Annotated in this window: 24 protein-coding genes; 12 read left to right on the forward strand and 12 right to left on the reverse strand. The window is 70.7% G+C overall.

The window, feature by feature from the left end; translation table 11 throughout:
• Positions 1-7 precede the first annotated feature (7 nt).
• Positions 8-1504, forward strand: coding sequence for an arabinofuranosidase catalytic domain-containing protein (locus tag AB0N03_RS29385; protein WP_364378076.1), 1497 nt, complete (start codon positions 8-10; stop codon positions 1502-1504).
• A gap of 92 nt (positions 1505-1596) precedes the next feature.
• Here AB0N03_RS29385 and AB0N03_RS29390 read toward each other — a convergent pair whose 3' ends face one another.
• On the reverse strand, positions 1597-2913 hold the full coding sequence (locus tag AB0N03_RS29390; RefSeq protein WP_364378078.1) for a PQQ-binding-like beta-propeller repeat protein: 1317 nt from the start codon (positions 2911-2913) through the stop codon (positions 1597-1599).
• A 212-nt stretch (positions 2914-3125) separates the two neighbouring features.
• On the opposite strand from AB0N03_RS29390, the gene AB0N03_RS29395 reads away from it, so the two are divergent.
• Both AB0N03_RS29395 and AB0N03_RS29400 read left to right on the forward strand, forming a co-directional pair.
• The gene (locus AB0N03_RS29395; RefSeq protein ID WP_364378080.1) at positions 3126-3656 is read left to right on the forward strand and encodes a hypothetical protein; all 531 of its coding nucleotides are present in this window, start codon (positions 3126-3128) and stop codon (positions 3654-3656) included.
• A gap of 185 nt (positions 3657-3841) precedes the next feature.
• Complete coding sequence (locus AB0N03_RS29400; protein ID WP_364378082.1) at positions 3842-6103, forward strand: protein kinase; 2262 nt, start codon at positions 3842-3844, stop codon at positions 6101-6103.
• Here AB0N03_RS29400 and AB0N03_RS29405 read toward each other — a convergent pair.
• Positions 6072-6839 (reverse strand): VOC family protein, encoded by a 768-nt coding sequence (locus tag AB0N03_RS29405; RefSeq protein ID WP_364378084.1) that lies wholly within the window; start codon positions 6837-6839, stop codon positions 6072-6074. The genes AB0N03_RS29400 and AB0N03_RS29405 overlap by 32 nt on opposite strands.
• A gap of 24 nt (positions 6840-6863) precedes the next feature.
• Between AB0N03_RS29405 and AB0N03_RS29410 the strand changes: the two genes are divergently transcribed.
• The gene (locus AB0N03_RS29410) at positions 6864-7115 is read left to right on the forward strand and encodes a hypothetical protein (protein ID WP_364378086.1); all 252 of its coding nucleotides are present in this window, start codon (positions 6864-6866) and stop codon (positions 7113-7115) included.
• A gap of 51 nt (positions 7116-7166) precedes the next feature.
• Here the strand turns inward: AB0N03_RS29410 and AB0N03_RS29415 are convergent, their stop codons facing one another.
• Genes AB0N03_RS29415 through AB0N03_RS29440 form a run of 6 tightly spaced genes read right to left on the reverse strand, consistent with a single transcriptional unit; the run spans position 7167 to position 13005 of the window.
• Positions 7167-8297: an alpha/beta fold hydrolase gene (locus AB0N03_RS29415; protein WP_364378088.1), complete on the reverse strand. Its 1131-nt coding sequence runs from the start codon at positions 8295-8297 to the stop codon at positions 7167-7169.
• An 11-nt stretch (positions 8298-8308) separates the two neighbouring features.
• Entirely contained in the window at positions 8309-9046 is a 738-nt protein-coding gene (locus AB0N03_RS29420) for an SDR family NAD(P)-dependent oxidoreductase (RefSeq protein WP_364378090.1), read from the reverse strand.
• A complete protein-coding gene (locus tag AB0N03_RS29425) occupies positions 9043-9975 on the reverse strand; it encodes a fumarylacetoacetate hydrolase family protein (protein ID WP_364378092.1) in 933 nt (310 codons plus the stop codon). Before AB0N03_RS29425 ends, AB0N03_RS29420 begins: the two co-directional genes overlap by 4 nt.
• A gap of 3 nt (positions 9976-9978) precedes the next feature.
• Positions 9979-10905 carry a VOC family protein gene (locus tag AB0N03_RS29430; protein WP_364378094.1) on the reverse strand — a complete coding sequence of 309 codons (927 nt, stop codon included), beginning with the start codon at positions 10903-10905 and terminating at the stop codon, positions 9979-9981.
• 9 nt (positions 10906-10914) lie between these two features.
• Positions 10915-12036 carry an FAD-dependent monooxygenase gene (locus tag AB0N03_RS29435; protein WP_364378096.1) on the reverse strand — a complete coding sequence of 374 codons (1122 nt, stop codon included), beginning with the start codon at positions 12034-12036 and terminating at the stop codon, positions 10915-10917.
• A 9-nt stretch (positions 12037-12045) separates the two neighbouring features.
• On the reverse strand, positions 12046-13005 hold the full coding sequence (locus AB0N03_RS29440) for a cyclase family protein (RefSeq protein ID WP_364378098.1): 960 nt from the start codon (positions 13003-13005) through the stop codon (positions 12046-12048).
• 66 nt (positions 13006-13071) lie between these two features.
• Here AB0N03_RS29440 and AB0N03_RS29445 point away from each other — a divergent pair, with 66 nt between their 5' ends.
• The 4 genes from AB0N03_RS29445 to AB0N03_RS29460 all read left to right on the forward strand — a co-directional run bounded on the left by AB0N03_RS29445 (position 13072) and on the right by AB0N03_RS29460 (position 15767).
• A complete protein-coding gene (locus AB0N03_RS29445; RefSeq protein ID WP_364378100.1) occupies positions 13072-14031 on the forward strand; it encodes a LysR family transcriptional regulator in 960 nt (319 codons plus the stop codon).
• Positions 14032-14113: 82 nt separating this feature from the next.
• Positions 14114-14290, forward strand: coding sequence for a hypothetical protein (locus AB0N03_RS29450; RefSeq protein ID WP_364378102.1), 177 nt, complete (start codon positions 14114-14116; stop codon positions 14288-14290).
• 111 nt (positions 14291-14401) lie between these two features.
• On the forward strand, positions 14402-14848 hold the full coding sequence (locus AB0N03_RS29455) for a peptidase inhibitor family I36 protein (RefSeq protein WP_364378104.1): 447 nt from the start codon (positions 14402-14404) through the stop codon (positions 14846-14848).
• 22 nt (positions 14849-14870) lie between these two features.
• Entirely contained in the window at positions 14871-15767 is an 897-nt protein-coding gene (locus tag AB0N03_RS29460; RefSeq protein ID WP_364378106.1) for a hypothetical protein, read from the forward strand.
• A gap of 67 nt (positions 15768-15834) precedes the next feature.
• Here the strand turns inward: AB0N03_RS29460 and AB0N03_RS29465 are convergent, their stop codons facing one another.
• From AB0N03_RS29465 to eboE, 4 genes are read right to left on the reverse strand one after another with little or no spacing between them, the layout of a single operon-like run.
• The gene (locus AB0N03_RS29465) at positions 15835-16767 is read right to left on the reverse strand and encodes an amidohydrolase family protein (protein ID WP_364378108.1); all 933 of its coding nucleotides are present in this window, start codon (positions 16765-16767) and stop codon (positions 15835-15837) included.
• Entirely contained in the window at positions 16695-17243 is a 549-nt protein-coding gene (locus tag AB0N03_RS29470; protein ID WP_364378110.1) for an ABATE domain-containing protein, read from the reverse strand. Before AB0N03_RS29470 ends, AB0N03_RS29465 begins: the two co-directional genes overlap by 73 nt.
• A 23-nt stretch (positions 17244-17266) precedes the next feature.
• On the reverse strand, positions 17267-17938 hold the full coding sequence (locus AB0N03_RS29475) for an XRE family transcriptional regulator (RefSeq protein WP_364378112.1): 672 nt from the start codon (positions 17936-17938) through the stop codon (positions 17267-17269).
• Positions 17939-17996: 58 nt separating this feature from the next.
• On the reverse strand, positions 17997-19211 hold the full coding sequence (eboE, locus tag AB0N03_RS29480) for a metabolite traffic protein EboE (protein ID WP_364378114.1): 1215 nt from the start codon (positions 19209-19211) through the stop codon (positions 17997-17999).
• Between the two features lie 238 nt (positions 19212-19449).
• Between eboE and AB0N03_RS29485 the strand changes: the two genes are divergently transcribed.
• From AB0N03_RS29485 to AB0N03_RS29500, 4 genes are all read left to right on the forward strand, one after another.
• A complete protein-coding gene (locus AB0N03_RS29485) occupies positions 19450-20511 on the forward strand; it encodes a 2,3-butanediol dehydrogenase (protein WP_364378116.1) in 1062 nt (353 codons plus the stop codon).
• Positions 20512-20628: 117 nt separating this feature from the next.
• Positions 20629-21702 (forward strand): ABC transporter permease, encoded by a 1074-nt coding sequence (locus AB0N03_RS29490; RefSeq protein ID WP_364378118.1) that lies wholly within the window; start codon positions 20629-20631, stop codon positions 21700-21702.
• Between the two features lie 11 nt (positions 21703-21713).
• The gene (locus AB0N03_RS29495; protein WP_364378120.1) at positions 21714-22823 is read left to right on the forward strand and encodes a substrate-binding domain-containing protein; all 1110 of its coding nucleotides are present in this window, start codon (positions 21714-21716) and stop codon (positions 22821-22823) included.
• Between the two features lie 12 nt (positions 22824-22835).
• Positions 22836-25316 carry an ATP-binding cassette domain-containing protein gene (locus tag AB0N03_RS29500; RefSeq protein ID WP_364378122.1) on the forward strand — a complete coding sequence of 827 codons (2481 nt, stop codon included), beginning with the start codon at positions 22836-22838 and terminating at the stop codon, positions 25314-25316.
• Positions 25317-25324 lie beyond the last annotated feature (8 nt).

Consider the following 25324-nt stretch of genomic DNA (forward strand, 5'->3'; position numbering starts at 1 on the left):
GACAGCAATGGGTTTTCGGGTTCTCCGTCACCGCTGGCGAAAGGTGCTCGCGGTCGGAGCCGCCGTCCTGCTCACCGGCGCGGCGCTGACTGTCACGACGGGCACGGCCACGGCCGCCGGCACCGGGCCGTGCGACATCTACGCGTCCGGCGGTACGCCCTGCGTCGCCGCGCACAGCACCACCCGCGCGCTGTTCGGCTCCTACGGCGGGTCGCTCTACCAGGTGCGCCGCTGGTCCGACGGCGCCACCGCCAACATCGGCGTGCTCGGCGCCGGCGGCTACGCGAACGCCGCGACGCAGGACTCGTTCTGCTCGGGCACGTACTGCACGATCGTGCGGATCTACGACCAGACATCGCGCCACAACGACCTGACCATCGCCCCCGGCGGCGGCGCCAACCCCACCGCCGACCAGGGCGCGAACGCCGCGGCCCTGCCGGTGACGGCGGGCGGCCACAAGGTGTACGGCGTCTACATCTCGGCCGGCAACGGCTACCGCAACAACAGCACCAACGGCGTCGCCACCGGCAGCGCACCCGAGGGCATGTACATGGTCACCGAGGGCACGCACGTCAACAACCGCTGCTGCTTCGACTACGGCAACGCCGAAACCAGCAACAACGACACCGGCAACGGTGACATGGACGCCATCTACTTCGGCACCCTGTGCTGGTTCTCGCCGTGCAGCGGCTCCGCCCCGAAGGTCATGGCCGACCTGGAAAACGGCCTGTTCGCCGGAGGGAACGGCTCGAACACCACGAACACCGGCCGTTCGAGCGCGTTCGTCACCGCGGTGACCAAGAACAACGGCACCTCGACGTACGCGATCAAGGACGGCAACGCCCAGTCCGGCGGCCTCGCGACCCGGTGGAACGGATCCCTGCCGACGCAGGGCGGCTACCGGCCGATGACCAAGCAGGGCGCGATCATCCTCGGCATCGGCGGCGACAACAGCAACGGTTCGGTCGGCTCGTTCTTCGAGGGCGTGATGACCTCGGGCTATCCGTCCGACGCCACGGAGAACTCGGTGCAGGCGAACATCGTCTCGGTGGGCTACGGCAAGAGCGTCACGTTCCCGGTTAGCGGCGCGAGCTACCGCCTGACGAACCTGACCGCCGGCAAGGTGCTCGACGCGGCCAACTGCGGCACCGCCAACGGCACCGCGGTCCAGCTGTGGGCGAACCTGAACAATTCTTGTCAGCAGTGGCGCTTCACCAGCGTCGGCGCCAACAAGTGGACGATCACCAACGTCAACTCGGGCACGGTGCTCGACGCGGTCAACTGCGGCTTGGCGCTCGGCACCGCCACGGACCTGTGGCAGTCACTGGGCAACACGTGCCAGCAGTGGGCGGTGATCCCGGCCGGCAACGGCCGCTACGAGCTGGTGGTGGAGAACAGCGGAATGGTCCTCGACGACCAGAACTGCGGCACCGCCAACGGCACGAAGACGCAGATGTGGATGTGGCTCAACAACACGTGCCAGCTCTGGTCGTTCTCGTCGTAGACCCACGCTGCGGCGCGGGGTGACGTCCCCGCGCCGCAGCGGCGGCCGCATCCATCGCGGCCGGCGTCGTTCTCCGCCCGAGGCCGAGGAGCTTATTTCTTGACTGGGTATGCCACGGGTGCGCCGCTGTCACCGGCGCCGATGCCGGCGTACTTGCTGACCAAGGCCGGGACGACGCCGACGTCGTCGGTGGCCAGGTCCTGGCCCGACTTGGCATCCAGCACGATCGGCCGGCCGCCGTCGGTCTTGCCGTAGAGGGCGCCGTGCCACGCGGTGGTGATAGTGGGAGCCACCCGGTTGGCGGCCTGGTCGGGCAGAGTCCAGAGTTTCGCGGCGGTCTTGGCGTCGTAGGCGGTGAGGACGCCGCGCGCATCGCAGACGAGCACGGACTGCTCGTCGTAGTAGCAGGTTCCGTACGAGGAGGAGCCGAAGTCCTTCTCCCCCTCGGCTTCGGCCTTCACCGCACCGGTGGCGGAGTCGAGGAACAGCAGGAACGAATGGCCGTCGCCGTAGTCGGTCCGGGTGAGCACGACCAGCGCCGGGTCGCCGGGGGTCACGACGACCGCGGACGACTGCTGGGCGCCGACCCACTTCTGCCGGCCGGTGGCCAGGTCGAGCGCGGTCGCCTGGACCATCGAGGAGTTCTCGGCGACGTTGTAGTCGGCGCCGACGACGACGTCACCGTACACGCTGCCGGCGTCGTAGTCCTTGCGCTCCCACAGGGTTTTGCCGCTGGCGGGGTCGAGCGCGACCGTGACGTGCTCCTCGTCCGAGCGGCCGTAATCGGCGATGACGGCCTGGTCCGTGATGGCGACGACCTGGGTGACGGCGTTGCCGGCATCGGCGTACTGATCCTCGGAGACCTTGGTCTCGGACTGCCAGGCCTTGGTGCCCTTGGCGAGGTCCGCCGCGACCACCGACAGTGCGATGTAGGCGGGTGTGGTGCCCTTCTCCGGGATGAGGACCGGGACGGCGGCGATGGCCAGCTTGTCGCCGACCGCCGGCGGGCGCGGTCCGGTGGTGTTGACGAACGGCCCGCTCTGGTTGTCCGGATCACCGGGTTGGCGATCGAACGGAACGGTCCACTTCTGTTGTCCGGTCAGCACATCCACCACGTCCAGCGCGGTGGGGGTGACGATGTAGCCCGTGCGATCGCGCAGTGTCATGAACGTCGAGGTGACGTTGCCCGCCACGTTGGCGCGCAGCGCACCGGCCGGGAGCCCGACGGGGACGCTTTGGTCGAACGACATGGGCGGGTCGGCGGTCTTCGCCGCGGGCGCGGCGGACGTCGGCGGCTGCGAGGCGGGCGCCGATCCGTTCGGCGTCGAGGCCGAGCCGCCGTCGGTTCCGCAGCCGGCAGCCGTGAGCACGGCCCCCAGACAGGCCAAGATCACCAGAGTTCGCCGCATGTGCGTGGACCTTCCCCCGCTCGATTGCTCCGGTCGGAGCCCCGGCAGGGACGGTAGCGGACCGTGGCGCTCTCGCGTGGCAATTCACGCAAAAGTGTCACTCTCACCTGGTAGCAGCGTTACTCTCAGCCCGTGTTTTGCCGGTCTCGCCGCCCGGGCGGCCGCCGGCCCCCCTATGCTCCGGCCGTTCTCACCGACCCGAAAGGCGCTCCATGTCCGCTCGCGCACTGCCCTTGCTCGCCGCCGGCTTCGCCCTGCTGATCGCCGGTTGCTCGGGTGGGGGTGACACCTCGGCGGCACCGGTTTCCTCGAGCACCGCCCCGCCCCCGGCCACGACGTCGGCCGCGCCATCCTCCGCACCGCCCGCCACGACCACGCAGGCGGCCCCGTCGACGAAGAAGGCGGCCGACGACGCGGTCGGGCGGTACGAAACCTACCTGCACGCGGTGGGCGGCAAAGACGTCGCCACGGCCTGCGAAATCGCCGCGCCCGCCGCCAAGAAGGCGGAGGACGAGGGCTTCGGGCCGTGCGAACAGACGCTTCCGATCACCTTCGGGATGTTCACCCCTTCGCAGCGGAAAGCACTGATGGGCGCCACAGTGGACCGGTCCCGGATCACCGGGTCCGCGACGAAGGTCGAAATCCCCGCCAAGGCGATCAAGTCCAGCTCCACGTTCACCGCCGGCGACCTGGGCGACGCCGTTCTGGAGCTGCGCAACGGAAAGTGGTACGTCACCGACTGAGTGCCGCTCAGGCGCGAAAGCGCACGGCGATGCCGTCCTTCCACGCGCGACCGGGCCGAACGGTTTAGCGTGGGAATCCCGGCGTTTCTTCCGTATGCTCCGGAAGGCGGTGACGCAAGGCGGTGACCGGCAGAGCAGCCTCGGGCTTGCCGCGGGGAGAACGCAGTGAGGGGAAAACGGCGGGGATGAACGACACCTGGCGCCTGCCCGGGTACGCCGAAGTGGACGTGCTCGGCACCGGCGGTTTCGGGCGGGTCGTGCTGGCCAAGCACGAGGCCTCGGGGAAGATGGCGGCGATCAAGTACCTGCGCGCGGAATTCCTCGCCGACGCGCGGATCGCGGACGGCTTCCGGCGGGAGGCGTGGCTGCTGTCCGGCGTGCGGAGCCCGCATGTGGTCCGGCTCTTCGACTTCGTCGAGACGCCGCAGGGCGCCGCGCTGGTCATGGAGGCGGTGCCCGGCGTGTCGCTGCGCGCACTGCTGGTGGCGGAGAACGTCTTGGCGCCCGAGGCGGCGCTGGCGATCCTGAAGGGCTCGCTGCTCGGCCTCGCCGACGCGCACGCGGTCGGCGTGGTCCACCGGGACTACAAGCCGGGGAACGTGCTGGTGTCGCGGGAGGGCGAGTCGAAGCTGGTCGACTTCGGACTGGCCACTTTGGACGGCCACAACGGACTGACCGCCGGCTCCCCGGCCTACATGGCACCGGAGCAGTGGGCCGGCCGGCCCGGCCTGCCCGCCACCGACGTGTACGCGGCCACGTGCGTGTTCTACCAGTGCATCACCGGGCACCGGCCGTTCGAGGCGGACACCAGCGAGCAGCTGCGCGCGCTGCACGGGGGAGCGCCGGTGCCGCTGGAGGCGGTGCCCGAGGCGCTGCGCCCGCTGATCGCGCGGGGCATGGCGAAGGACCCGGCGTGGCGACCGGCGACGGCGGACGGCTTCGTGACCGAACTGGAAGCCGTCGCCCGCAAGGCCTACGGGAAGAACTGGGAGAAGCGCGGCTGGAAGCGGCTGGCCACCTCGGCCGCGGCGCTGACGGCGTTGACGCCGTTGGCGCTCCTGACGGCCGCCGGCACGGCCGCCGCGCCGGTCGCAGCGGCCGGCGCCGGGGCCGGCGTGACGGCCGCGGGCACCGGGACGGGCGTGACCGCGGCGGTGGCGGGCAAGATAGCCATCGCGGTCGCGATCGTCGGCGGGCTGGTCGCCGGCGGACTGTTGATCTTCCCGCCCGGCGACGACCCGCCGGCCCCGCCTGCGGCGCTGTCGGTCGCCGTGCAGACCCTGTCCGGTCGGGACCAGGCGCTGCCGATCAGCTACGAGCTCCAGTACCCGCAGGTGTCCGGCGGTTCGGACGCCGCGGTCCGGCAACGGATCAACGACGCGTTGCGGGCACCGATCGACAAGCGGCTGAAGTCGGTGCGGGACGCGGTCGCCCAGCCGGATCTGGTCGAGCGGTTCCGGGCGGCCGGGGAGACGGCCGCGCTGCACTCGTCCGCGCGGGTCCTGCTGCAGACACCGGGCTTGCTTTCCGTGCGGTACGACCACGATCTCGACTCGGACACCCTGGGGCACACCACCTGGCGGTTCCCCGAAGCGTTCTCCGTCGACCTCGCCACGGGGCAGGTGCTGGGCCCCGGGGACGTCTTCCGGCCCGAGATCCTGACGGCCGCCGGCATGCGGACGCTGACCCGGCGGCTGACCCCGCACACGAAGAACGGTTTCTGCACCGTGCCCACGGTCGTCGGGTCTCCGGAGCGGCAGGTCGGCATGGACGCCGCGGAGCAGCCCGGTGGCGCCGGCGGCCACGTGCCGGCCGCGACGTTCGGGTTCACCCGGACCGGGGCGGAGTTCGAGATCCTGTGGTACGACCTCGGCTGCGCCTCGGCGGCCGGGAACGAGCCCGTGGTGCTTCCGTACGACGAACTCGACGACCTGCTGCAGCCGAAGTTCCTGACGATGGTGGGCCGGACGGCGCCGGCCGCTTCTTCGTCAGCACCGCCGACGTCGGGGCAGCCTGGTGCCGGGACCACGTACACGAACTCCCGCTTCGGGTTCACCACGCAGGTGCCGCCGGGCTACACCGCGTCGTCGTGGGTCCCGGAGGACGGCGAAGGGATGAGGTTCACCGATGCCGGTCTCGGCGCGACGCTGACGGTGTGGGGAACCAACTCGGGAGGCCGCCGGCCGGCGGACCGGCTGGCCGAGGTGGTCGCCTCGGTGGAAGGGAACGGCGGCCGGGTGACCTTCCGCTCCGACGACAGCGATGGCTACACGGTCTCCGGCTACCAGGGCGACGGCAAGATCTTCTACGAGCACGAGTCGATCGGAGCGGGTTCCACAGCCGGGCTGCGCTGGGTCTACCCGGTCGCCCACAAGACGGACCTCGACCAGCCCGTCACCGACACGGTGAAGGCCTTCAAGCCCGGCGATCTCTCCCAGCCGCACTGACCCATCCCGATCCTGGAACGGGACCGGTCGGCCGCACGCAGAACTCGGTGCCGTCCGGGTCCGCCAGTACGACGGTGCCGTCGTCGCGGGCGTCGAGCCGAGCGGCGCCGAGGGAGATCAGCGCGTCGACCGCCGCCCGCTGGTCGCCGTCCGCCGGGAGCAGCTCGAAGCGCTGCCGGTTCGGCTCCGCTTTCGGCGCCACGGGCGTGCCGTCCCATGCGTCCCAGGCGACCTTCGTGCCGCCGCTCGGTGACTGGATCGCGGTCTGCTCGCCCCGGTCCCACACCAGGGGCCAGCCCAGCGCCGTGCTCCAGAACAGGCCGGCCTGCCGGGTGCCGGCACAGGTGAGCTCGCCCAGCGGGCCGCACCCGTCGAGGTAGCCGTTGCCGGGCTCGATCACGCAGAACTCGTAGCCTGCCGGGTCGGCCAGGACGACGTGCGCCTCCTCGGGTCGCTGCCCGACGTCGACGTGGCGGCCACCGAGCCTGATCGCCGTGGCCACCGTGTGCTGCTGGTCGTCGAGGTCGGCGCTGGTCAGGTGCAGGTGCATCCGGTTCGCGCCGAGCCGGCCGGCGCGGCCCGGTACGAACCGCAGGCCGAGCTGGGCGTCCCCGCCCGGTAGCAGCACACCGCCGGTGTCCTCGATGACCTCCCGGCCGAGCAAGCCGGCCCAGAAGCGGGCCGGTTCAGCCGGGTTGTCCGTTTCGAAGGTCACTGCCAGCAGTCGCGAACGCATCACCGGAACGTAGACACCGCCCCCGTGGGGCGGCAAGGCAATATCGAACCGGCGGAAAGCCACTCGGTGGAAACCGACCCGGTTGCTCGGAATGGCTCAGTGACGTACGCCATGCGCGGCTGGCCCACCCCGTTGGGCGTCACCCTCACCACAAGTTCGGCGCGGTTGTTCGACCGGAACGGCACCTGCGTCGCGCCCGAGGCCGCGGCACGACTGGAAGAGCTGGCCACGAAAGTGCTCCATGGTTGTACACAGGCAGATCTCGCGTCGCTCTGACGCGGCGCACGAAGGAGAGGCCGTCCGATGTGGACGGCCCCTCCTTCGCGTTCACGTTGTGCGGAACGTGTCGGCTACCCAGTCGGCGACGTAGACACTGGTGTGGGAGAGGTGGTCGATGCCGATGTGCTCGGCCCCGCCCTCCGCCGCGGTGAAGATCCGCAGCTTCCGGTTCGGGCTCGCCGTCGCCTGGTCGTACGAGCGGTGCGCGTACTCGAGGGGGATCTGGCGGTCGTTCTCGCCGTGGCAGACGAGGAACGGCACGGTGATCTTCTCGACGACGCCGTCGAGGTGCACGTCGGCGGCGAACTCGATGAACTCGTCGAGGTCGTCCTGGCCCCACACCCACCGGACGTGCTCCCAGTAGTGCGGCACCGGCCGCTCGCCCTCTCGCTGGAGACGGCGGCGCTGCACCGCGCCCCAGTCGTGGTTCGCGCCCCACGCAACCACCAGCGCGAGCCGTTTCTCGAACGCCGCCGCGCGCGGGGCGAAGTAGCCGCCCAACGACCAGCCGACCAAGCCGATGCGGGCCGGGTCGACGTCGTCGCGGGTCTCGAGGTAGTCGACGCAGGCCGTGGCCCAGGCTTCGGTGTCGACGCGCGCGGTGAGGCCCTGCAGGCGCAGCGCCTCGCCCGAACCCGGGCAGTCGACCATCAGGCACGAGATCCCGCGCGCGGCCAGCTCCGCCCAGTGCCGGGACGAGTACATGTGCTCCTTGGTGGAGTCCAGCCCGTTCCACATGATCATCACCGGCGCCCGGCTCCCCGCACTGCTGAAGTAGGCGGGCAACGTGGTGCCTTCGTAGGGGACTTCGACGCGGGTGACCGTCACGAAGGCCTTCTCCTGCAGCTCGAGGACGCGGCGGTAGGTGTCGAGCCGGCCCGGGGCGGACGCGCTCTGCATGCGCTCGGCCTGGCAGAGGTAGTTGGTGGCGCGGGCGTAGAGCTGCTTCGCCGTGCGCGTGTGCCCCGCCTTGGCCGCCTCCTCGGCCTGGGCTTCGAGCTGGTCGGTCAGCTCGGTCCAGGCGCGGAGGAAGTCGGCTGTGCCGGCGTCTTCGCCGCGCTGGGCGGCCTCCTTGATCGGACGGCAGGCCCGGTCGACCTCGTCGATGAGGCCGCCGCTGTTGAGCGTCGCGACAACACCCAGGTTCCAGACGTAGTTGCCGGGGAAGTACTCGAACACGGACTGTCCTTTCAGGAGAGTGCGTCGGCGAGGGACTTGACACCGCCGTGAGCGGTCAAGCCACCGTCGACGGGGATCTCGGCGCCGGTGATGAACGACGCGTCGTCGCTGAGCAGGAACACGACCAGCGGCGCGACCTCGGCCGTGGTTCCGGTGCGGCCCAGCGGCGTCTCGGCGATGTTGGCCGCACGGAACGCGGGGGCCGCGGACGCGGTCATCGGGGTCTCGATGTAGCCGGGGTGCACGGTGTTGACGCGGATGCCGCGCGGCCCGAGTTCGGTGCACGCCGTCTTCGCCAGCCCGCGCAGCGCCCACTTGCTCGCCGTGTACGCCGCCGGGTAGTGGCCGGTCAGCGCGGCCACGGACCCGACGACGACGATGGAACCACCGGCGGGCATCCGCGGCAGCACGGCCTGGATCGCCCGCACCGTCCCGCCGACGTTGACGTCGTGGACGCGCGCCAGGTCCTCCGGCGCCACCTCGGGCAACCGTGCTCGCCAAGTGATCCCGGCGTTGGCGACGAGCCCGTCGATCCGCTCCCGGTTCCGCGCCAGCGCCGCCCACCCGGCGGGATCGGTGACGTCGAGCCGGACGTACTCGACGCCAGGCAGGTCCTCGGCCGGCTCCTCGGTCAGGTCGACGCCGATGACCTCCGCGCCCTCGGCAGCCAGCAAACGCGCCTCCGCGGCGCCTTGTCCCCGACCGGCGCCGGTGACCACCACGACCTTTCCCGCGACCCGGCCGGTCACCGCGCCCGCTTCCGCGGACGTGCCGCGGCGACGGGCGGCAGATCCACACCCGCGACGACGGTGTTGCGGATCGTGCCGAGCCCCTCGACGGTCATCTCGACGACGTCGCCGGGACCCAACGGCGGAACGTCCCGCCCGCGGCCCCACAGCTCGGCCAGGCAGCCGCCGTTGCCGCAGGTCCCCGAACCGAGCACGTCGCCGATGCGGACCCACGTGCCTCGCGAGGCGTAGGAGACCAGTTCCTCGAACGGCCAGCCCATGTTGGACAGCAGGTCATGGCCCACTTCGGCCCCGTTAACCAACACCCGCATCGTCAGCGCCAGGAATCCCTCGGCGTCACGGAACGGTTCCAGCTCGTCGGCGGTGACCAGCCACGGCCCCAGGGTCGTCGCGGAGTCCTTGCCCTTGGCGGGGCCCAGGTTGACCTTCATCTCGCGACGCTGGAGATCCCGCGCGGACCAGTCGTTGAGGATCGTGTACCCGAAGATCGCGTCACGCGCCTCGGCCGGGGTGAGCGACGCGCCGTCGTGGCCGATCACCGCCGCCACCTCGAGTTCGAAGTCGAACGCCTGCGAGCCCGGCGGCACCGGCACGTCGTCGTGCGCGCCGACGAGCGCGTACGGATTGGTGAAGTAGAACGTCGGAGCCTCGTACCATTCCGGAACCACGCCGCCCGCGATTCCTTCGACGTGCTCCTCGAACGCCACGAAATCGCGCACGGTCGGCGGGTTCAGGGGCGGCAACAGCCGGACGGCGTCCAGCGGCACCGCGGGCGAACGCATCGCGTAGGTGCCCAGCGCCAGCGCGGTGGGCAGCCCTTTCCGGATGAGCCCGAGGACAGTCGAGCCGTCGGGCAGCGCGTGCAGGCCGTCGTCACCGACGACGCCGGCCCGGGTCACTCCGTCGTGGAGGTAGGTGGCGAACCGCATGGCTCAGACCGGCGGGGCGAGGAACAGGCCCCGGTCGGGGTTGTTGAACGACTTGCGCGCGACGAACTCGTCCATCGCGTTCGCCGTGCCCCACTGGTCGCTCACCGCGGGGTCGCTGAAGTCGTACAGGTGCGGGTGCCAGGCGTCTTCGTCGACCAGCTCCAGCTCCGTCGTGTACTCGACGGTGTTGCCGTGCGGGTCGAGGAAGTAGGAGAATGTGTTGTTGCCGGCCAGGTGCCGGCCCGGTCCCCAGATCTTCTCGACGCCCGCGCGCAGCAGCTTCCCGGTGCCGCGCATGTACTCGTCGATCCCGCGCAGCTCGAAGGACGCGTGGTGCAGCGACGGGTGCGGGCCGCGCGCGATCGCGAGGCTGTGGTGCCAGGAGTTGATCCGCAGGAACCACATCATCTCGCCCATCCGGGGGTGCATCAGGATGTCCGAGAGCCGGAAGCCGAGGTGCTTCTCGTAGAAGGCGCGGGTTTCTTCGGGGTTCGCGGAGTTGAGGACGACGTGGGACAGCCGCACCGGGACGGGTTCGCCCTCCTCGATCTTGCGGTGCTGCCGCACGGCGACGTCGGCGCTGATCTCCACGGTCCGTCCTTCGTTGTCGAAGAACCGGAACCCGTAGCCACCGCCTGGGGTCTTCAGCGCGCCGGGCTCGGAGACCAACGTGACGCCCGCGACGCCGAGCCTTTCGGCGAGAGTGTCCACATCGGAGGGTGACGCCACACCGAAGGCGATGAGGTCGATTCGTTTGTCGGCTGCCTCGCGGAGCCGGACGACGTACTGCTCCGGCGAGCCTTCGGCGGCGAGGAACGCGATCCCGGTGTCGGTGTGCTCGGTGGACAGGCCCCAGGCGTTGGTGAAGAAGTCTTGCTGCCGGGCCAGGTCCGGAACAGCGAGGTCGATGTGCCGCAGGTGGGTGATCATGGATTCCTCTCAGGCGGTCGGGGTGACCAAGGTGGCGATCTCGCGCATCAGGCCGGGGACGTCGCCGCGTTCGCCGTCGAGCAGCCACTGGCCGAGCTGGTTCGACGCGTCGACAACGGCCTTGGCGCGGGCGTACCGCCGCTCGGTGAACGCCGTCCACAGTTCGTCGTCGAGCGCGTCGGCCGCGAGCAGGAGTTCGGCGAGGACCGCCGCGTCTTCGAGGGCCTGCGCCCCGCCCTGGGCCAGGGTCGGCGGGCACGCGTGCGCGGCGTCGCCGATGAGCACGACGCGGCCGCGGTGCCACGGCGGTGGCAGCACGTGCGTCTCGAACCACGTGTAGTTCACGCGGGCGGGGTCGACGAGCGTCTCGCGGATCTCGTCCCACGGGCCGTGGTAGGCCGACGCGAGTTTCCGCAGGGTCGCCAGCCGTTCATCGGGCGTCAGGAAACCGCGGTTCTGGGCCGCTTCGACGACGTAGGCGTAAAGCGAGTCTTCGCCGGTGGGGCAGTAACCGGCGATGTAGGACGGGCCGCCGTAGTAAAGGTCGGTCCGCGTGACCAACGCCGGGCGCGGGCCGAACGCGCGCCAGATCCCCATACCCGTCGCGCGGGTCCGCGCGTCGATGCCGAGCAGCCCGCGCGTGGCCGAGCGGATCCCGTCGGCGCCGACGACCACGTCGTAGCGGCCGGTCGAGCCGTCGGAGAAGGTCACGGCGCCGTGCTCGGTCAGCTCGGTCACCGACCGTCCGAAGTGGACCTTCGCGCCCGCCTCGCGGGCCCGGTCGACGAGGATGCGCGCCAGCGCGGGCCGGGGCATGCCGACGGTCGCGGGCAGGTCCGGGCCGCCGGTGCGGGCGTCGGGGATCTCGGCCAGCAGCGTCCCGGCGGGGTCCGGTGCGCGCAGGCCGAGGCTGTCGAAGCAGTAGCCCTCGGCCCGCACCGCGGCCCAGACGCCGAGGTCGCGCAGCACCCGCAAGGCGTTGCCCTGCAAGGTGATGCCCGAGCCCACGCCTCCCACCCCCGCGGTGATCTCGACGAGGTCGACCGCGACGCCGCGGGAGGCGAGCAGGATCGCGGTGCTGGTCCCGGCGAGGCCGGCGCCGACGACGAGGACGGTGTTCACGGCGGTCATGATGAGCTCCTACTTGACGGCGATCGGAGCGACCGGCGCTCCCACCGCACCGGTGACCGGCAAGGGTGCGGCGGTCAGCCAGAACTCGAAGACGCCGTCTTCGGCGCAGTCGGCCGCCAGCGCGTCGAGGTCCCACATCTCACCCAGGAACAGCCCGATGTGCGGGATGGCGACCTGGTGCAGGGGCTGGAAGGCGATGTCGAACTCGTTGGGCCGCACCTCGAACCCCCAGGTGTCGGTGGCGATCCCGGCGATCTCCGTGCCGTGCAGCCAGTCCGCGGTGGTGAACGACAGCCCCGGTGAGTCGCCCCCGGCGTAGTCACCCCAGCCCTCACGGCGCGCGCGGGCGAGCCGGCCGGTGCGCACCAGCAGCAGATCACCCCGGCCGACGCGCGCCGTTCCGCCCTGCGCGGCGATCGTGGCGTCCAGGTGCTCGGCGGTGATCGCGAACCCGTCGGGCAGCTCGCCGTCGCCGACCGCGCGGCCGACGTCGAGGAGCACCCCACGCCCGGCGATCAGGCCGGCGGTGGTCTCGATGCCGGTGACGCGGTCGCCTTCGCTGGTCACGACGTCCCCCGCGCGGCGGCCGTTATAAGCCATCCCGTGGTCGAAGATGTGGCCGAGCCCGTCCCACTGGGTCGAGGCCTGGAGCGGCATGAAGACGACGTCGTCGGCGCCGCCGAGACCGTGCGGGAAGCCCTGCGTGCCGCGTTCGGCGTCCACTCCGGTGTCCAGCATCGTGTGCACCGGGTTGGTCCGGCGCCGCCAGCCCTTTTGCGGGCCGTCGGTGTCGAAGGACTGGGCGAGCGAAAAACTCGCACCGCGGCGGACGAGCGCGGCGCCCTCGCGGCGTTTGGCTTCGTCGAGGAAGTTCAGGGTGCCCAGGGCGTCGTCGGCGCCCCAGCGGCTCCGGTTGGAGCACCGCTGGGCGGCCGCGGCGATCGCGCCCTCGGGATCGGTTCGGTCCACGGCTCCACTCTCGGGGCCCCAGCGCTATCCAGGAAGACGAAATCGTTGATACTCAGTATCATTCTGGTGGATAGTGACGGGGTGGACCTGAACCTGCTCGTCACGCTGGATGCGCTCCTGCGCGAACGCAGCGTGTCCCGTGCCGCCGAGCGGATGGGCCTGAGCCAGCCCGCGGTGTCGGCGCAGCTCGCCCGGCTCCGCCGCCACTTCGGGGACGAACTCCTGGCCAGAGCCGGAAACCAGTACCGGCTGACCCCGCTGGCGATCCGGCTCAAGGACCGCGTCCAGGCGGCTCTCCCCGGCGTCGAACGCGTCTTCGCCGCGGCGCCCGACTTCGACCCCGGCTCGTCGACCCGCGAGTTCACGCTCCTGATCAGCGACTACACGACCACGGTCCTCGGAGACACGATCGCGCGCCTGCTCGCCGAGGAGGCACCCGGCGCGCGGCTGCGGTTCGTGCCGAACAACCCCCAGTCGGTCGACGACGCACCCCAGGTCCTGGTGAACGCGGACCTGCTGGTCCTGCCCCACGGGTTCCTCATCGCCGACCTCCCGCACCGGGACCTCTACCGCGACGAATGGGTCTGCCTCGTCGCCACCGGCAACGCCGAGGTCGGCGACGAGCTGACCATCGAGCAGCTCGAGACCCTTCCGTGGGTCGTGACCTATCACGGCCCTACGGCGTCGACGCCCGCCGCGCGCCGGCTGCGCACCCTCGGGATCGAGCCGCGGGTGCAGGTGGTGACGGAGACGTTCCTGACCATCCCCGGCTTGGTCGCGGGCTCGGATCGGATCGCCCTGCTGCAACGGCGCCTGGCCGACCGCATTCCGGCCTCGTCGGGGGTGCGCGTGCTGCCGTGCCCGTTCGACGCGGGCGAGCTGGTGGAAGCGATGTGGTGGCACCCCATCCACGACGACGACCCGGAGCACCGCTACCTGCGCGACTTGGTCACCCGCTCGGCAAGCACCGCCACTGCCGACCGCCAAGCCGATCCGCTCAACCCGCGACGCGAGCCGGTGACCTGAGCCGGCGGTCAACGTGTCGTCGGCTTCGTCGACTCGACCGTGTCCAGGCTGGTGATTGCATAGGGACCTTGCGCTTCGCTGCGTGATGCGGCCCGCCTGGGCGGCCACGATCGCGCCGGTTTCGCCGGGCTACTGGGCGATGACGATGCTGCGGGGCGCCGTCGAAGGGCATTCCGGTGACGTCTTCCGCGCGGCCGCGGTGCTGGCCGGGCTCGCCGTGGTGCGGCTGGAGCGCGGCCTGAGCCGGCTGCGGGGGTGAGCCGAGGTGCACTGGTCCATCCGGGTGACGTCAGGGCCGGCAACTCAACCGGCCACTCCCGGTCGGCGTGGTCAGCGAGCTGGGCCAGACGCCGCCGTTGATGGGAGATTCATGCGCGCGAAACGGGTATTGACCGGGCTCGCGGCCTTCGTCGCCGTGCTCACCGGAACCTCCCTCGCAGCTCCAGCCGCCTCCGCGGCGGACCTCTACGGCTGCCCTGATTTCAACTTGTGCTTCTATTTCAACAGCGGCTTCGAAGGCGCCTTCGCCAACTACGCCTATTCGGACGGCAACCTCGACAACGAGGTGTTCCGGTGGGGCGGCACGAACGGCCGCGGCGTCCAGGTGAAGAACAACGCCGCCTCGGTCATCAACAACGAGGGCTGGACCGCGACGGTCTACTACAACAGCGGCTGCAACGGCAGCGTCGCGTCGCAGTCGTTCGGCATGTACGGCGGACACGACTTCACCGCGACCATGAAGAACAACAACGCGAGCTTCAAGTGGCCTTCGGTAGGCGGGCTCTTCAGCGACTGCGGCAACCGCGACCAGGACTAGCCGGAAGGACCGGGATCCAGCCGTGGTCACGTCCGACCGATGGCGGCGCCGCGCCGGTGCCTTCGCGGCAGCCGTGGCGGCGGCCGCCCTCGCCGGCTGTTCGGCGGCGCCCGCCGCCACGTCCGGCTTCGATCTCGACGCGGCGCTCGCGAAGGTGCCTGCCGACGTCTCGACGGTGCGCGGCCTCGACCTCCCCCTCGACCGGTCGCTGCTGACGCCGGTCGAGGAGCTGGAGGTCATCAAAGCGCGCACCACCCTGATCGAGCGGTGCCTCACAGCCCATGGGATCGGCTTCGCTCTCGAAGCGGTCGATCCCGTGCGGGACGCCACCAAGCTGCGACGGCACGGTCTCGTCGACGCCGGCGAGGCCGCGACCTACGGCTACCGCGACCCGGCGGTGTTCGCCGCCCGCTCCGAGGCGCCCGCTCGGCGGCCGCCGCCGGACGTCGTCTCGGTGATCACCGGTACGCGCACCGGCAAGGTCGGTGGCCGTGACGTGCCGCCGGGAGGCTGTGCGGGCGAGGCGGACCGGGCGATCGCGCCCGACGCGAAGCCCGGTCAGGAGCCGGTGAGCTTCGGGTTGAGCAACCGCGGCTACGAGATCACCCGGACCACGCCGCCGGTGGCCGCGGCCGCCACGAAGTGGTCGCGGTGCATGGCGGAGGCGGGTTTCCGCTACGACGGTCCGGACGCCGCCATGAACGACCCCGCCTTCAGTGCGGGCCGTGCGTCCGCACACGAGATCGCCGTCGCCACCCAGGACGTGCGGTGCAAGGAACGGGCCGGGTGGGTCCCTACGTGGGTCGCGGTCGAGCGCGCGGTGCAGGACGTGCTCATCCCGCAGTACGCCGGCGACCTGGCCCGCGAGCGGCAGCACAAGGAGCGGCAGCTCGAGGTGGCGCGGGGGATCAACGGCTGACGAGCGTCAAGGCCGGCTCCGGCCGAGGTGGGTGATGCGGAAGGAGTCTGATTCGGACGGTGTCGGGTCAAAAGCCCAACAAGCGGAGCGGAGTCGTGCCGACGATCCGTTGACGGTCATCGCCGTCGATGACGTGGCGGGCGAGAAGATCGAGGAGCGGTGCGTAATCGATGCGTTCCGGCGCGCGGAGAAAGGGCCAGTCGGATCCCCACACGCAGTGGTCGGGACCGAATTCCTCGAGCAACGCGCGGATGAACGGTTCGAGGTCGTCGTGTGGGTATGGCTCGCGAGATGTCTTGGCGAGGCCGGAAAGCTTGACGAACGCCCGTCCGGTCCGGCCCCAGCGCAGCAGCTCGCGGAAGCCGGGGGCGTCGATCCCCGCGGTCGGGTCCGGCCGCCCGCAGTGGTCGATCAGGATGCGGGCACCGGAGGGCTCGAGCACCGGGGTGAGCTCGAGAAGCTGGTTCTCCGTCACCTGGACGTCGGCGATCATGTCGAGTGCGGCGAGATCGCGCATCAGACAGCCCGCGTCCGCGTAGCGGTCGGTGCCCAGCAAAGCCGCGTTGAGGGTGATCCCGGCGATCCCGCGGGTCCGGAGCTCGGCGAGCTCCGCTCGGGAGGTACCGATGGGGACCACCGCCATGCCGCGGTACCGGCCGGCGCCTCGCTCGAGTGTGTCCAGCAGGCAGCGGTTGTCCTCGCCGTAGCCCGAGTTCGGGCCGACGAGGAGGGCGTTCGCGACGCCGTGCGCGTCGAGCAAGGCCGTGAGCCGCTCCGGAGTGCCGAGTTCTGGTCCGGCAGGGGAGTAGAACGTGTTCGCCGCGTAGGGAAAGCGCGCGGGGTCGAATACGTGGACATGACAGTCCACAACCGTGTCTTGCATCATGCTTTCTCCGCGATCGGACCGCTCGACTGTTCCTGGGCCGATCATGAAATACCGTCCTTGGAGCCGCGCCGGTTCGCCTTCTTCGCCCGGTTGCCGCACGTCGCCATCGAGCACCAGCGGCGGTTGCGGGGTCGGCTCGTGTCCACGAACAACGCCCCGCATCCAGGGGCGGCGCAGGTGCGGATCGGGTCGTCGCCGCCGAGGGTTTCGACGGCGTCCACCGCGATCAAGGCCAGCGCCGCGTGTACGGGCCGGTCGGCCGGGAACGCCCAGGTGGTCCGGCCGCGGTCCAGCACCCGGGTCGCGCTGCTGCGGGCGGCCCACCGGTTCAACGTCGCCTCGTCCCGCCCGTCGGGGACCGTGCCTGCGGCGACGGCGAGACCCGCGCGGTGGATCGCCTCGCGCAGCTCGCGGGCTCGCGCCGCGATTTCGGATTCCACGGCCGGGGGAGCGCCGGTGAGCAGTCCGGTGACTTCGAGCCACCGCAGCAGATCGTTGTCCGTGGCGATCCGGTCCACGGGCCGGGCGCCGCGCTCGCGCACCGTGGCGGTGAAGGCGAAGCAGAGTGGGGGCGAAGCCGCATCGGGCACCGGGCACTCCTGGATGCGAACCGTCAGTGGGCGGCCTTCCGGCCGTGGACGAACCACACCGCTTCGACCGGGACGTCGCCCCGGTTGGTCAGGCGGTGCGGGGTCGTGGAGTCGAACGCGATCGAGTCGCCCGCGTGCAGCTCGTAGGTCTCGAACGCGAGCGCGACCTCGAGCGTGCCGCTGATGATGTAGCCGTACTCGATGCCGGAGTGGCGGGTCAGCTTCTCGTCGGGGACGGAGCTGCCGCCCACTTCGTAGCGCACGCGGAGGAAGTCCACGGAGCTGTCGTGGACCGGGGACAGCTGCTCCCAGACGACCCCGGAGTCCAGCACCAGCCGACGACGCTCGCCGGGACGCAGCATCGGGCTCGTCTGCTCCACCGGTTCCTCGTTGAGTTTCGCCAGGGCGCCGTGGAAGCTGTGCTTTTCCGGGGCGACGACCGGCGCGGCCGCGGCCCCGGCACTGCTGAACAGATCGTCGATGGAGACGTTCAGCGCACTGCACATCGAGTACAACGTCGCCACCGACGGCTGCGACTTGTTGTTCTCGATCTGGGAGACGAACGCGGCCGAGACACCGAGGTCGCGCGCGAACTGCCGCAGCGACAGCCCGGCCGCCTGCCGGTGGGCACGCAGCTGTTCACCGATGTTCGCGGCCACCGGGTGCTCCGCGTCCGCCCCGCTCTTCCCCGTCACGCCCTGCTCCTCGCCCCGTCGGTCTGTGCTGTTCACTGTAGCTTGACGCGATTTCCGGTCAAGTCGCCGGGCCACCGGTGAGGCGGTCCCGGACGAACTCCAGCTCCCGGACGACGTAGTCGGTGATGTCGCCGGTCTTGAGGTCTTCGGGCAGCACGTCCCACGTGTAGGTCTCGATCTCGAGGTGGGACGACTGCGGCTGCGCCCGGTGCCGGTCCAGCGCCTGTTCGACGGCGAACCGCGTGGTGCGGAACGCTCCCAGGTCGTCCAGGAAGACCGGGACGTGGAAGTGGGTGCGCCACTCACGCTTCCCCCCGGGTTCCCGCTGCCAGGCGGCGATCGCGTCGGTGAGGTTCAGGTACCGCTTCAGGGTCCCGTCGCGCCGCTCGGACGTCTGGCTCAGGTAGATGGTGTGCGTGAAGCGTTCGAGTTCGCGGACGACGTCGTCGGTCACCTCGGGCACCCATAGCGCCGCGGCCTGCTGGAGCTTGAAGATCGGCACGCCGGTCTCGGCGAGCAGGTCGAGCGAGGCCGGGATGTCGTCGAACTCGACGGCTTGGTGACCGATGTCGAACACGATCCCGAGGTGCCTGCGCAAGGCGCCGTACGCCTCCGCCAGCGGCAGGTCCGCGAGCTCGGCGAGCGTCTCGGCGCCGGCGCGGGAGTACAGCCGTGAAGTGAAGTAACGGACGGTCTCCTCGATGGTTTCGAGGAAGCAGAACGGTTCCGGCTCGAGGGCGAGCTTCACGCGGCGGCCGGTGCGGCGCTCGAGCCGGACGAGGTGGGCCACCACCCGCAGTACGTTGCGAGTGAACAGGTCCACGTACGGCTCGCCGGTGACCTTGGGCCGGTACGCCAGCGGCACCGTCTGGATCGTCGGCTCGACACCGTCCGCGGCGATGTCGGCGAGGACGTCGGCCACGCGCGCCGTGTAGGTGACACGCTCCTCCGTGCTCCAGTCCGGCTCATACACCTCTTCCATCACCGAACGGCCCTTGAACGGCCCGTGCGGGAACGCGTTCACGGTGTAGACGTACAGATCGTTCTCGGCCAGGTACCGCTTCACCTTCTCCCGCGCGGCGACGTCGCCGGCGAGCCGGTCGGCGGAGGCGCCGGACAGCCGCAGCGACACCCCGAACGGCGCGTCCGGCGACACCCGGCGCTTCACCTCGGGCAAGTAGGCCGCGAGGCTGGTGCTCATCTCGTCCCAGGTGTCGCCGGGGTGCACGAGCGTCGAGTAGGTCAGGTGGCCCAGACGGGAACCGAGGTCCATGAGACTTCTCCCAGATCGTTTGCTAGCAGTGAACAGCCTGGCTTTCGTCACTGTCAAGCTTAAACCGGTCTTGACCTCGGGTTTTCGGGAATTTCGCGACACGGCCTTGACTCTGAGAGGTCCGCACAGTTCACTGTCGCTGTACAACGGCGTCGGACGGGGTCAACCCTGGCGACCAGACGCCCGTCCGCGCCCGGAACACGGCTGCGCGGGCCTCGGTCAGCACGAGGAGAAGAGCATGCGCGCCGCGGTTTTCCACGACAAGCACGACATCCGGGTCGAGGACGTGCCCGAACCCGGCGGGGTCGGGGCGCGCGAGGTGCGCGTCCGGCCGTCCCTCTGCGGGATCTGCGGCACCGACCTGCACGAGTACGCCGCCGGGCCGATCGTCATTCCCACCAGCCCGCACCCGCTCTCGCACGCGGCGGCTCCCCAGGTCCTCGGGCACGAGTTCTCCGGGCAGGTACTGGAGGTCGGCGCCGAAGTCACCGGCGTCCGGGCCGGCGATCGGGTCGCGGTGATGCCGTTGATCTACTGTGGACAGTGCTACTACTGCCGGCGCGGGCTCAACCACCTCTGCCCGGAGATGGCGTGCACGGGGCTCAGCTGGCACGGCGGCGGGATCAGCGAGCAGGTGGTGGTGCCGGACTACCAGATCGCCGTGCTGCCCGAGTCGGTCACCGACGTACAGGGCGCCCTGGTCGAGCCGGCCGCGGTGGCCGCGTACGGCGTCGATCGCACCGGGTTCCGCCCGGGGGACACCATCCTCGTCACCGGCGCCGGGCCGATCGGCGCGCTCGCCGCGCTGTACGCCCACGCTGCCGGTGCGGCGCAGGTGATCGTGAGTGAGCCCAACGCGCGGCGGCGGGCCTTGCTCGACGCCTTCGGCATCGCCACCGTCCTCGACCCGCTGGCCGAGGACGTGCCGGAGGTGGTCCGCGCCCTCACCGACGGCGTCGGGGCAGACGTCGCGGCCGAGTGCTCGGGCTCGGAGGCCGGGCTCACCGCGGCGCTGGCCGGCCTCCGGTCGCACGGCACGGCGACCCAGGTGGGCCTGCACGTCCGCCCCGCGACGATCGACCCGATGGCCGTGTCCCAGCGGGACCTGAGCCTGGTCGGCACGTGGTGCTACCCGGTCTACGACTTCCCGCGCATCATCTCGCTCGTCGGGACCGGTCGCTTCCCCGTCGAGCGGGTGCTGACCGAGGTGATCGACGTCGACGACGTGGTGCCACGCGGGTTCGACCGGCTGCTCGATCCCGCGGGCGACGCCCAGAAACTGCTGGTCAAGGTCGGCTGAACCGCGCCGCGGAGAATTCCCGGCGACGCACATTTCCCGAATGTCCACCGGATCCACTGTGGACACGATTCGTCCTGCCCGTGAACCGGTGCGAGGGAGCACCCGAGGAGCGATGCGATGAGCGACACGACAGGAGTTTCCGTGCTGGTCACCGAGCCACCCCCGGCTCCGGGAACCGAGGAGCCCACCGGCAAGCCGGGTCCGTGGCGGCGGATGACGTCCCCGCGTGCTTCGCGCGGGCTGGTCACGATTCTGATCGCGACCGTCCTGTTGTTCTTCGTCAGCCTGGTGCTGCAGCCGGAGAGCCTCGGGCGCAGCTCACTGCAGGGGATGCTGCCCTTCGCGGCCGTGCTGGCCGTGGTCGCGCTCGGGCAGACGCTGGTGGTGCAGCAGGCCGGGATCGACCTGTCGGTACCCGGCACGGTGTCCCTCAGCGTGATCATCGTGACCCACTACCCCAACGGGGACAACGGGAAACTGCTGCCGGCGATCCTGCTCGCGTACGCCGCGGCGCTGGCCGCGGGGCTGCTCAACGGCCTGGTCGTCAGCCGGCTGGGGATGTCCGCGATCGTGACGTCGCTGGGGACGAACGCGTTGCTCTACGCCGTGGTGCTGGGGGTGTCCGGCGGATCGCCGGCGAGCACCACGGCCGCGTTGCACTCGATCGCCACCGGCCGGTTCCTGGGCCTGCCGTACTCCGTCTGGTTCGCCGCGGTGCTCGTCGCGGTGACCGGGTTCGTGATGAAGCGGATGGTGGCCGGGCGCCGGTTCGAGGCGGTCGGCGACAACCCGGCCGCCGCGGGCCTGGCCGGGCTTCGCGTGCGGCGCCACCAGCTCGGCGCGTACGTGTGCGCGTCGCTGTTGTACGGCACCGCGGGCATCCTGCTCGCCGGGGTCGTGACGACGCCGGGGGCGTTCCAGGGCGACTCGCTGCTGCTGCCGTCGGTCGCGGCCGTCGTGCTCGGCGGGACGTCGCTGCTCGGGGGGAAGGGCAGCCCGGTCGCGAGCGCGGTCGCGGCGCTGTTCCTGAGCCAGCTCGACCAGTTCGTATTGACCCTCGGGGTCAGCCCCGCGACGAACAACATCGTCCAGGCGGTCGCGCTCGGCGCGGGCGTCGCCGTCTACACCGTCGACTGGGCTGTCGTGCGCGGGTGGTTCCACCGCGCTCCCGCAGCCCGGATCCAGCCCTAGAAAGGTTTCCCATGTCTCCCAGCTTTTTCCGCGGGACAGTGCTGTCCTGCGCGATCGCGGCCACTCTCGTAGCCGGCGGCTGCGCGGTCGGTGACGACGGTTCCGGCGGCAGCGCGGCCGGCAAGCCCGCGAGCGCCAACGGGCCCTCGTGGTGCGGCTCGAAGCAGGCCTCGCTCGGGCTGGCCGACGGCTTCGGCGACAACAACTGGCGCAAGGTGACCACCGCCGAAGCCAAGGCCGAGGTGGCCAAGTGCCCCAGCGTCACGTCGTTCACCTACACCGACGGCCAGGGCAACACGCAGAAGGCGATCTCCGACATCCAGGGCCTGGTGGCCAAGGGGACGCAGGCGATCGTCGTGTTCCCGGACGCGGGCCAGGCGGTGCTGCCCGCCCTGCGCAGCGCGCACAAGGCCGGTGTGGTGACCGTGCCGTACCGGGTGAACCCGGGAGGCACGCCCGGCCAGGACTACGACACGTTCGTGAGCACCAACTTCGAGCAGGCCGGTGTGCTGTGGGCCAACTGGCTCGTGAAGGCGTTGAACGGGAAGGGAAAGGTGCTCAACCTCGGCGGCCCGCCCGCGAACTCGCAGAGCCTCGACGAGTACAAGGGCATGCAGAGCGTGCTCAAGGACCACCCGGAGATCCAGTTCGTCGGCACGACGCCGTACGAGGTGACCAACTGGGACGCCGCGCAGACGCAGAAGGTGATCACCGCCGCGCTGGCCAAGAACCCGGAGATCGACGCCATCACCACCGACTTCGGTGCCGCCCTGGCCAGCTCGTTCTCCGCGTTCACCCAGGCGGGCCGGAAGATCCCGGCGATCGCCACCGAGGACGCCAACCAGCTCGCCTGCAACTGGCAGCAGCAGAAGGACGCGGGCAGCGCGTTCCCCCTGTTCACCGTCTCGTCGCAGAACGCCATGTCCCGGCTGGCGATCCAGGTCGCGGTCGCGAAGGCGACCGGTGGTGTGGCGCCGCAGGGCACGGTCTACCCGCAGTCCCCGTTCGAGGACTCGATCTCCGGCCAGCCGCACCCGGTCACGTGCGACAAGGAGCTTCCGTCGGACGCCTTCGTGTCCAGCTCCCTGTCCAAGGCCGAGCAGATCGCCGCACTGAAGTAGGGGAGGCAGACCATGACCGAGGTTCCCGCTCTGCGCCTCTCCGGCGTGTCGAAGCACTACGGACCCGTCCGGGCGCTGTCCGACGTCTCACTGGACGTCTTCGGCGGGCGGGTGCACGCGCTGCTGGGCGAGAACGGCGCGGGCAAGTCCACGCTGATGGGCATCGCCTCCGGCTCCACCCGCCCCGACGACGGCCGGATCAGCGTCGTCGGCGAGCAGGTGCCCGCTCTGACCGCTGACCAGGCGAGCCGGCTCGGCATCGCGATCGTGCACCAGCACCCGGCCGTACTGGCCGACATGACGGTCGCCGAGAACATCCGCCTGGCCGTGCCGCCCGAGCGGATGCCGGACGGCAATCCGCGGCTGTGGATGGTCGAACTGCTGCGCAGCGTCGGCTCCGACCTGCGGCTGCAGGACCGGGTGGACGACCTCGGCGTGGCGCAGAAGCAGCTGCTGGAGCTGGCGAAGGCCGTCGCGCTGGAGCCGAAGGTGCTGATCCTCGACGAGCCGACCGCACCGCTGGGCCCCGAGCAGACGGAGATCCTGTTCGACCAGGTGCGCCGGGCCACCGCCCGTGGAACCGCGGTCGTCTACATCACCCACCGGCTGGCCGAGGTGCGGGAAATCGCCGACGAGGTGACCGTGCTGCGGGACGGCCGTACGCGGGGACACGCGAACGTCACGGACCTCACCGACGACGAGATGCTCCGCATGATCGTCGGCCGGGAACTGGCGTCGACGTTCCCCGCCAAGAACCCCGACCCGGCGGGCGCGAAGGTCGCCCTGGAAGTCGATGGCCTTTCCGGTGCCGGCTTCCACGAAGCCCGGCTCGTCGCGCACCACGGGGAGATCGTCGGGCTCGCGGGCATCGTCGGCAACGGCCAGAGCGAGTTCCTGCGCGCGTTGGCCGGTCTGCGGCAGTCGACCGGCAAGATCGTGCTCGACGGGTCCCGGCTGCGCGGCCGTGCTCTGGTCCGGTCCACCGCGTACATGCCGGCCGACCGGCACCGGGAGGGTCTGCTGCCCGCGATGTCGGTCCGGGAGAACGCCGCGATCAGTGCGCTGCCCTCGTTCGCCACCGGGGGAGTGGTCGCCGGGAACCGGGAACGGTCGCAAGTGGACATCGAGCTCTCGAAGCTCTCGGTGAAAACCGCGTCGCGCGAGACGAACGTGATGGCTCTTTCGGGCGGCAACCAGCAGAAGGTGGTGATGGCGCGCGCCCTGCTCGCCGCACCGCGGCTGCTGCTGGCCGACGAGCCGACCCAGGGCGTCGACGTCGGCGCCCGCTCCGAGATCTACACGATCATGCGCGACGTGGCCGCGTCGGGCGTGCCGGTGGTGGTCGTGTCCTCCGACGCGAAGGAGCTGGAGGGCCTCTGCGACCGGGTCGTGGTGTTCTCCCGCGGCCACGTCGTCGCCGAGCTGACCGGCGAGGACGTCACCGAGGAGAAGATCACCGGCGCGGTCGTCAACGCCACGACGCATCGTCAGGAGAATCCGGCCGCGAAGGCGGCACCGGCCAAGGCGACGCGCCTGCGTGACCTCGCCAAGGGCGACTACGCGCCCAGCCTCGTGCTGGCGCTGGTGATCCTCGCGCTGGGGGCGTACACCTTCGCGCACAACGTCCGGTTCCTCGCGCCGTTCAACGTCACCTCGCTGCTGACCCTGCTCACGGCACTCGCGTTCATCAGCCTGGGCCAGACGATCGCCATCATGACCGGCGGGATCGACCTCTCTGTTGGCCCGCTCGCCGGGCTCCTGGTGGTCATCGCCTCGTTCTTCGTGACCGACGGCCGGTCCCCGGTCATGATCGCCCTGGCGTTCGTGATCATGCTCGCCGTGGCGGTGGTGTCCGGGCTGCTGAACGGCGTGCTCGTCCGCTTCGGCGGGTTCACCGCCGTGGCCGCGACCCTGACCCTCTACATCGGACTGCAAGGGATCTCCCTGCTGCTGAGGCCCTTCCAGGGCGGGTTCATCAGCTCGTCGGTGACGGACGTGATCACCGTGTCCGTCGGCTTCGTGCCGGTCGCGTTCATCGTCGCTGTGGCGGTCGCCGTCGCGCTGGAGCTGGCGCTGCGGTTCACGCGGTGGGGCCACGGGTTGCGCGCCGCCGGGTCGAACGAGGGGTCGGCTCGCCGGCTCGGGCTGAAGGTCGACCGGATCCACGTGCTCGCCTACGTCGGCTGCGCGGCGCTCACGTTCCTCGGCGCACTGCTGCTGATGGCGCAGATCGGCGTCGGTGACCCGACCCAGGGCGTGAGCTACACGCTCTCCAGCATCACCGCCGTCGTGCTCGGCGGGGCGAGCCTCGCCGGCGGGCGCGGGTCGTTCATCGGGACGCTGCTGGGCGCCACGCTCATCCAGGAAGTCCTCAACGCCACGACGTTCCTGAACCTGAACCAGAGCTGGCAGTACTTCTTCCAGGGCGTCCTGATCCTCATCGCGGCCGCGATCTACACCCGGGTGCGCCGCCGCACCCCGGCCCTCGTCTGAAACCGGGA

The sequence above is a fragment of the Amycolatopsis sp. NPDC051061 genome, from assembly GCF_040682935.1.
GTDB lineage: Bacteria > Actinomycetota > Actinomycetes > Mycobacteriales > Pseudonocardiaceae > Amycolatopsis.

Coding starts and splice junctions, on each gene's coding strand:
- AB0N03_RS29385 (WP_364378076.1), top strand. CDS start 8: ATGGGTTTTCGGGTTCTCCGTCACCGCTGGCGAAAGGTGCTCGCGGTC.
- AB0N03_RS29390 (WP_364378078.1), bottom strand. CDS start 2,913: ATGCGGCGAACTCTGGTGATCTTGGCCTGTCTGGGGGCCGTGCTCACG.
- AB0N03_RS29395 (WP_364378080.1), top strand. CDS start 3,126: ATGTCCGCTCGCGCACTGCCCTTGCTCGCCGCCGGCTTCGCCCTGCTG.
- AB0N03_RS29400 (WP_364378082.1), top strand. CDS start 3,842: ATGAACGACACCTGGCGCCTGCCCGGGTACGCCGAAGTGGACGTGCTC.
- AB0N03_RS29405 (WP_364378084.1), bottom strand. CDS start 6,839: ATGCGTTCGCGACTGCTGGCAGTGACCTTCGAAACGGACAACCCGGCT.
- AB0N03_RS29425 (WP_364378092.1), bottom strand. CDS start 9,975: ATGCGGTTCGCCACCTACCTCCACGACGGAGTGACCCGGGCCGGCGTC.
- AB0N03_RS29430 (WP_364378094.1), bottom strand. CDS start 10,905: ATGATCACCCACCTGCGGCACATCGACCTCGCTGTTCCGGACCTGGCC.
- AB0N03_RS29435 (WP_364378096.1), bottom strand. CDS start 12,036: ATGACCGCCGTGAACACCGTCCTCGTCGTCGGCGCCGGCCTCGCCGGG.
- AB0N03_RS29455 (WP_364378104.1), top strand. CDS start 14,402: ATGCGCGCGAAACGGGTATTGACCGGGCTCGCGGCCTTCGTCGCCGTG.
- eboE (WP_364378114.1), bottom strand. CDS start 19,211: ATGGACCTCGGTTCCCGTCTGGGCCACCTGACCTACTCGACGCTCGTG.
- AB0N03_RS29485 (WP_364378116.1), top strand. CDS start 19,450: ATGCGCGCCGCGGTTTTCCACGACAAGCACGACATCCGGGTCGAGGAC.
- AB0N03_RS29490 (WP_364378118.1), top strand. CDS start 20,629: ATGAGCGACACGACAGGAGTTTCCGTGCTGGTCACCGAGCCACCCCCG.
- AB0N03_RS29495 (WP_364378120.1), top strand. CDS start 21,714: ATGTCTCCCAGCTTTTTCCGCGGGACAGTGCTGTCCTGCGCGATCGCG.
- AB0N03_RS29500 (WP_364378122.1), top strand. CDS start 22,836: ATGACCGAGGTTCCCGCTCTGCGCCTCTCCGGCGTGTCGAAGCACTAC.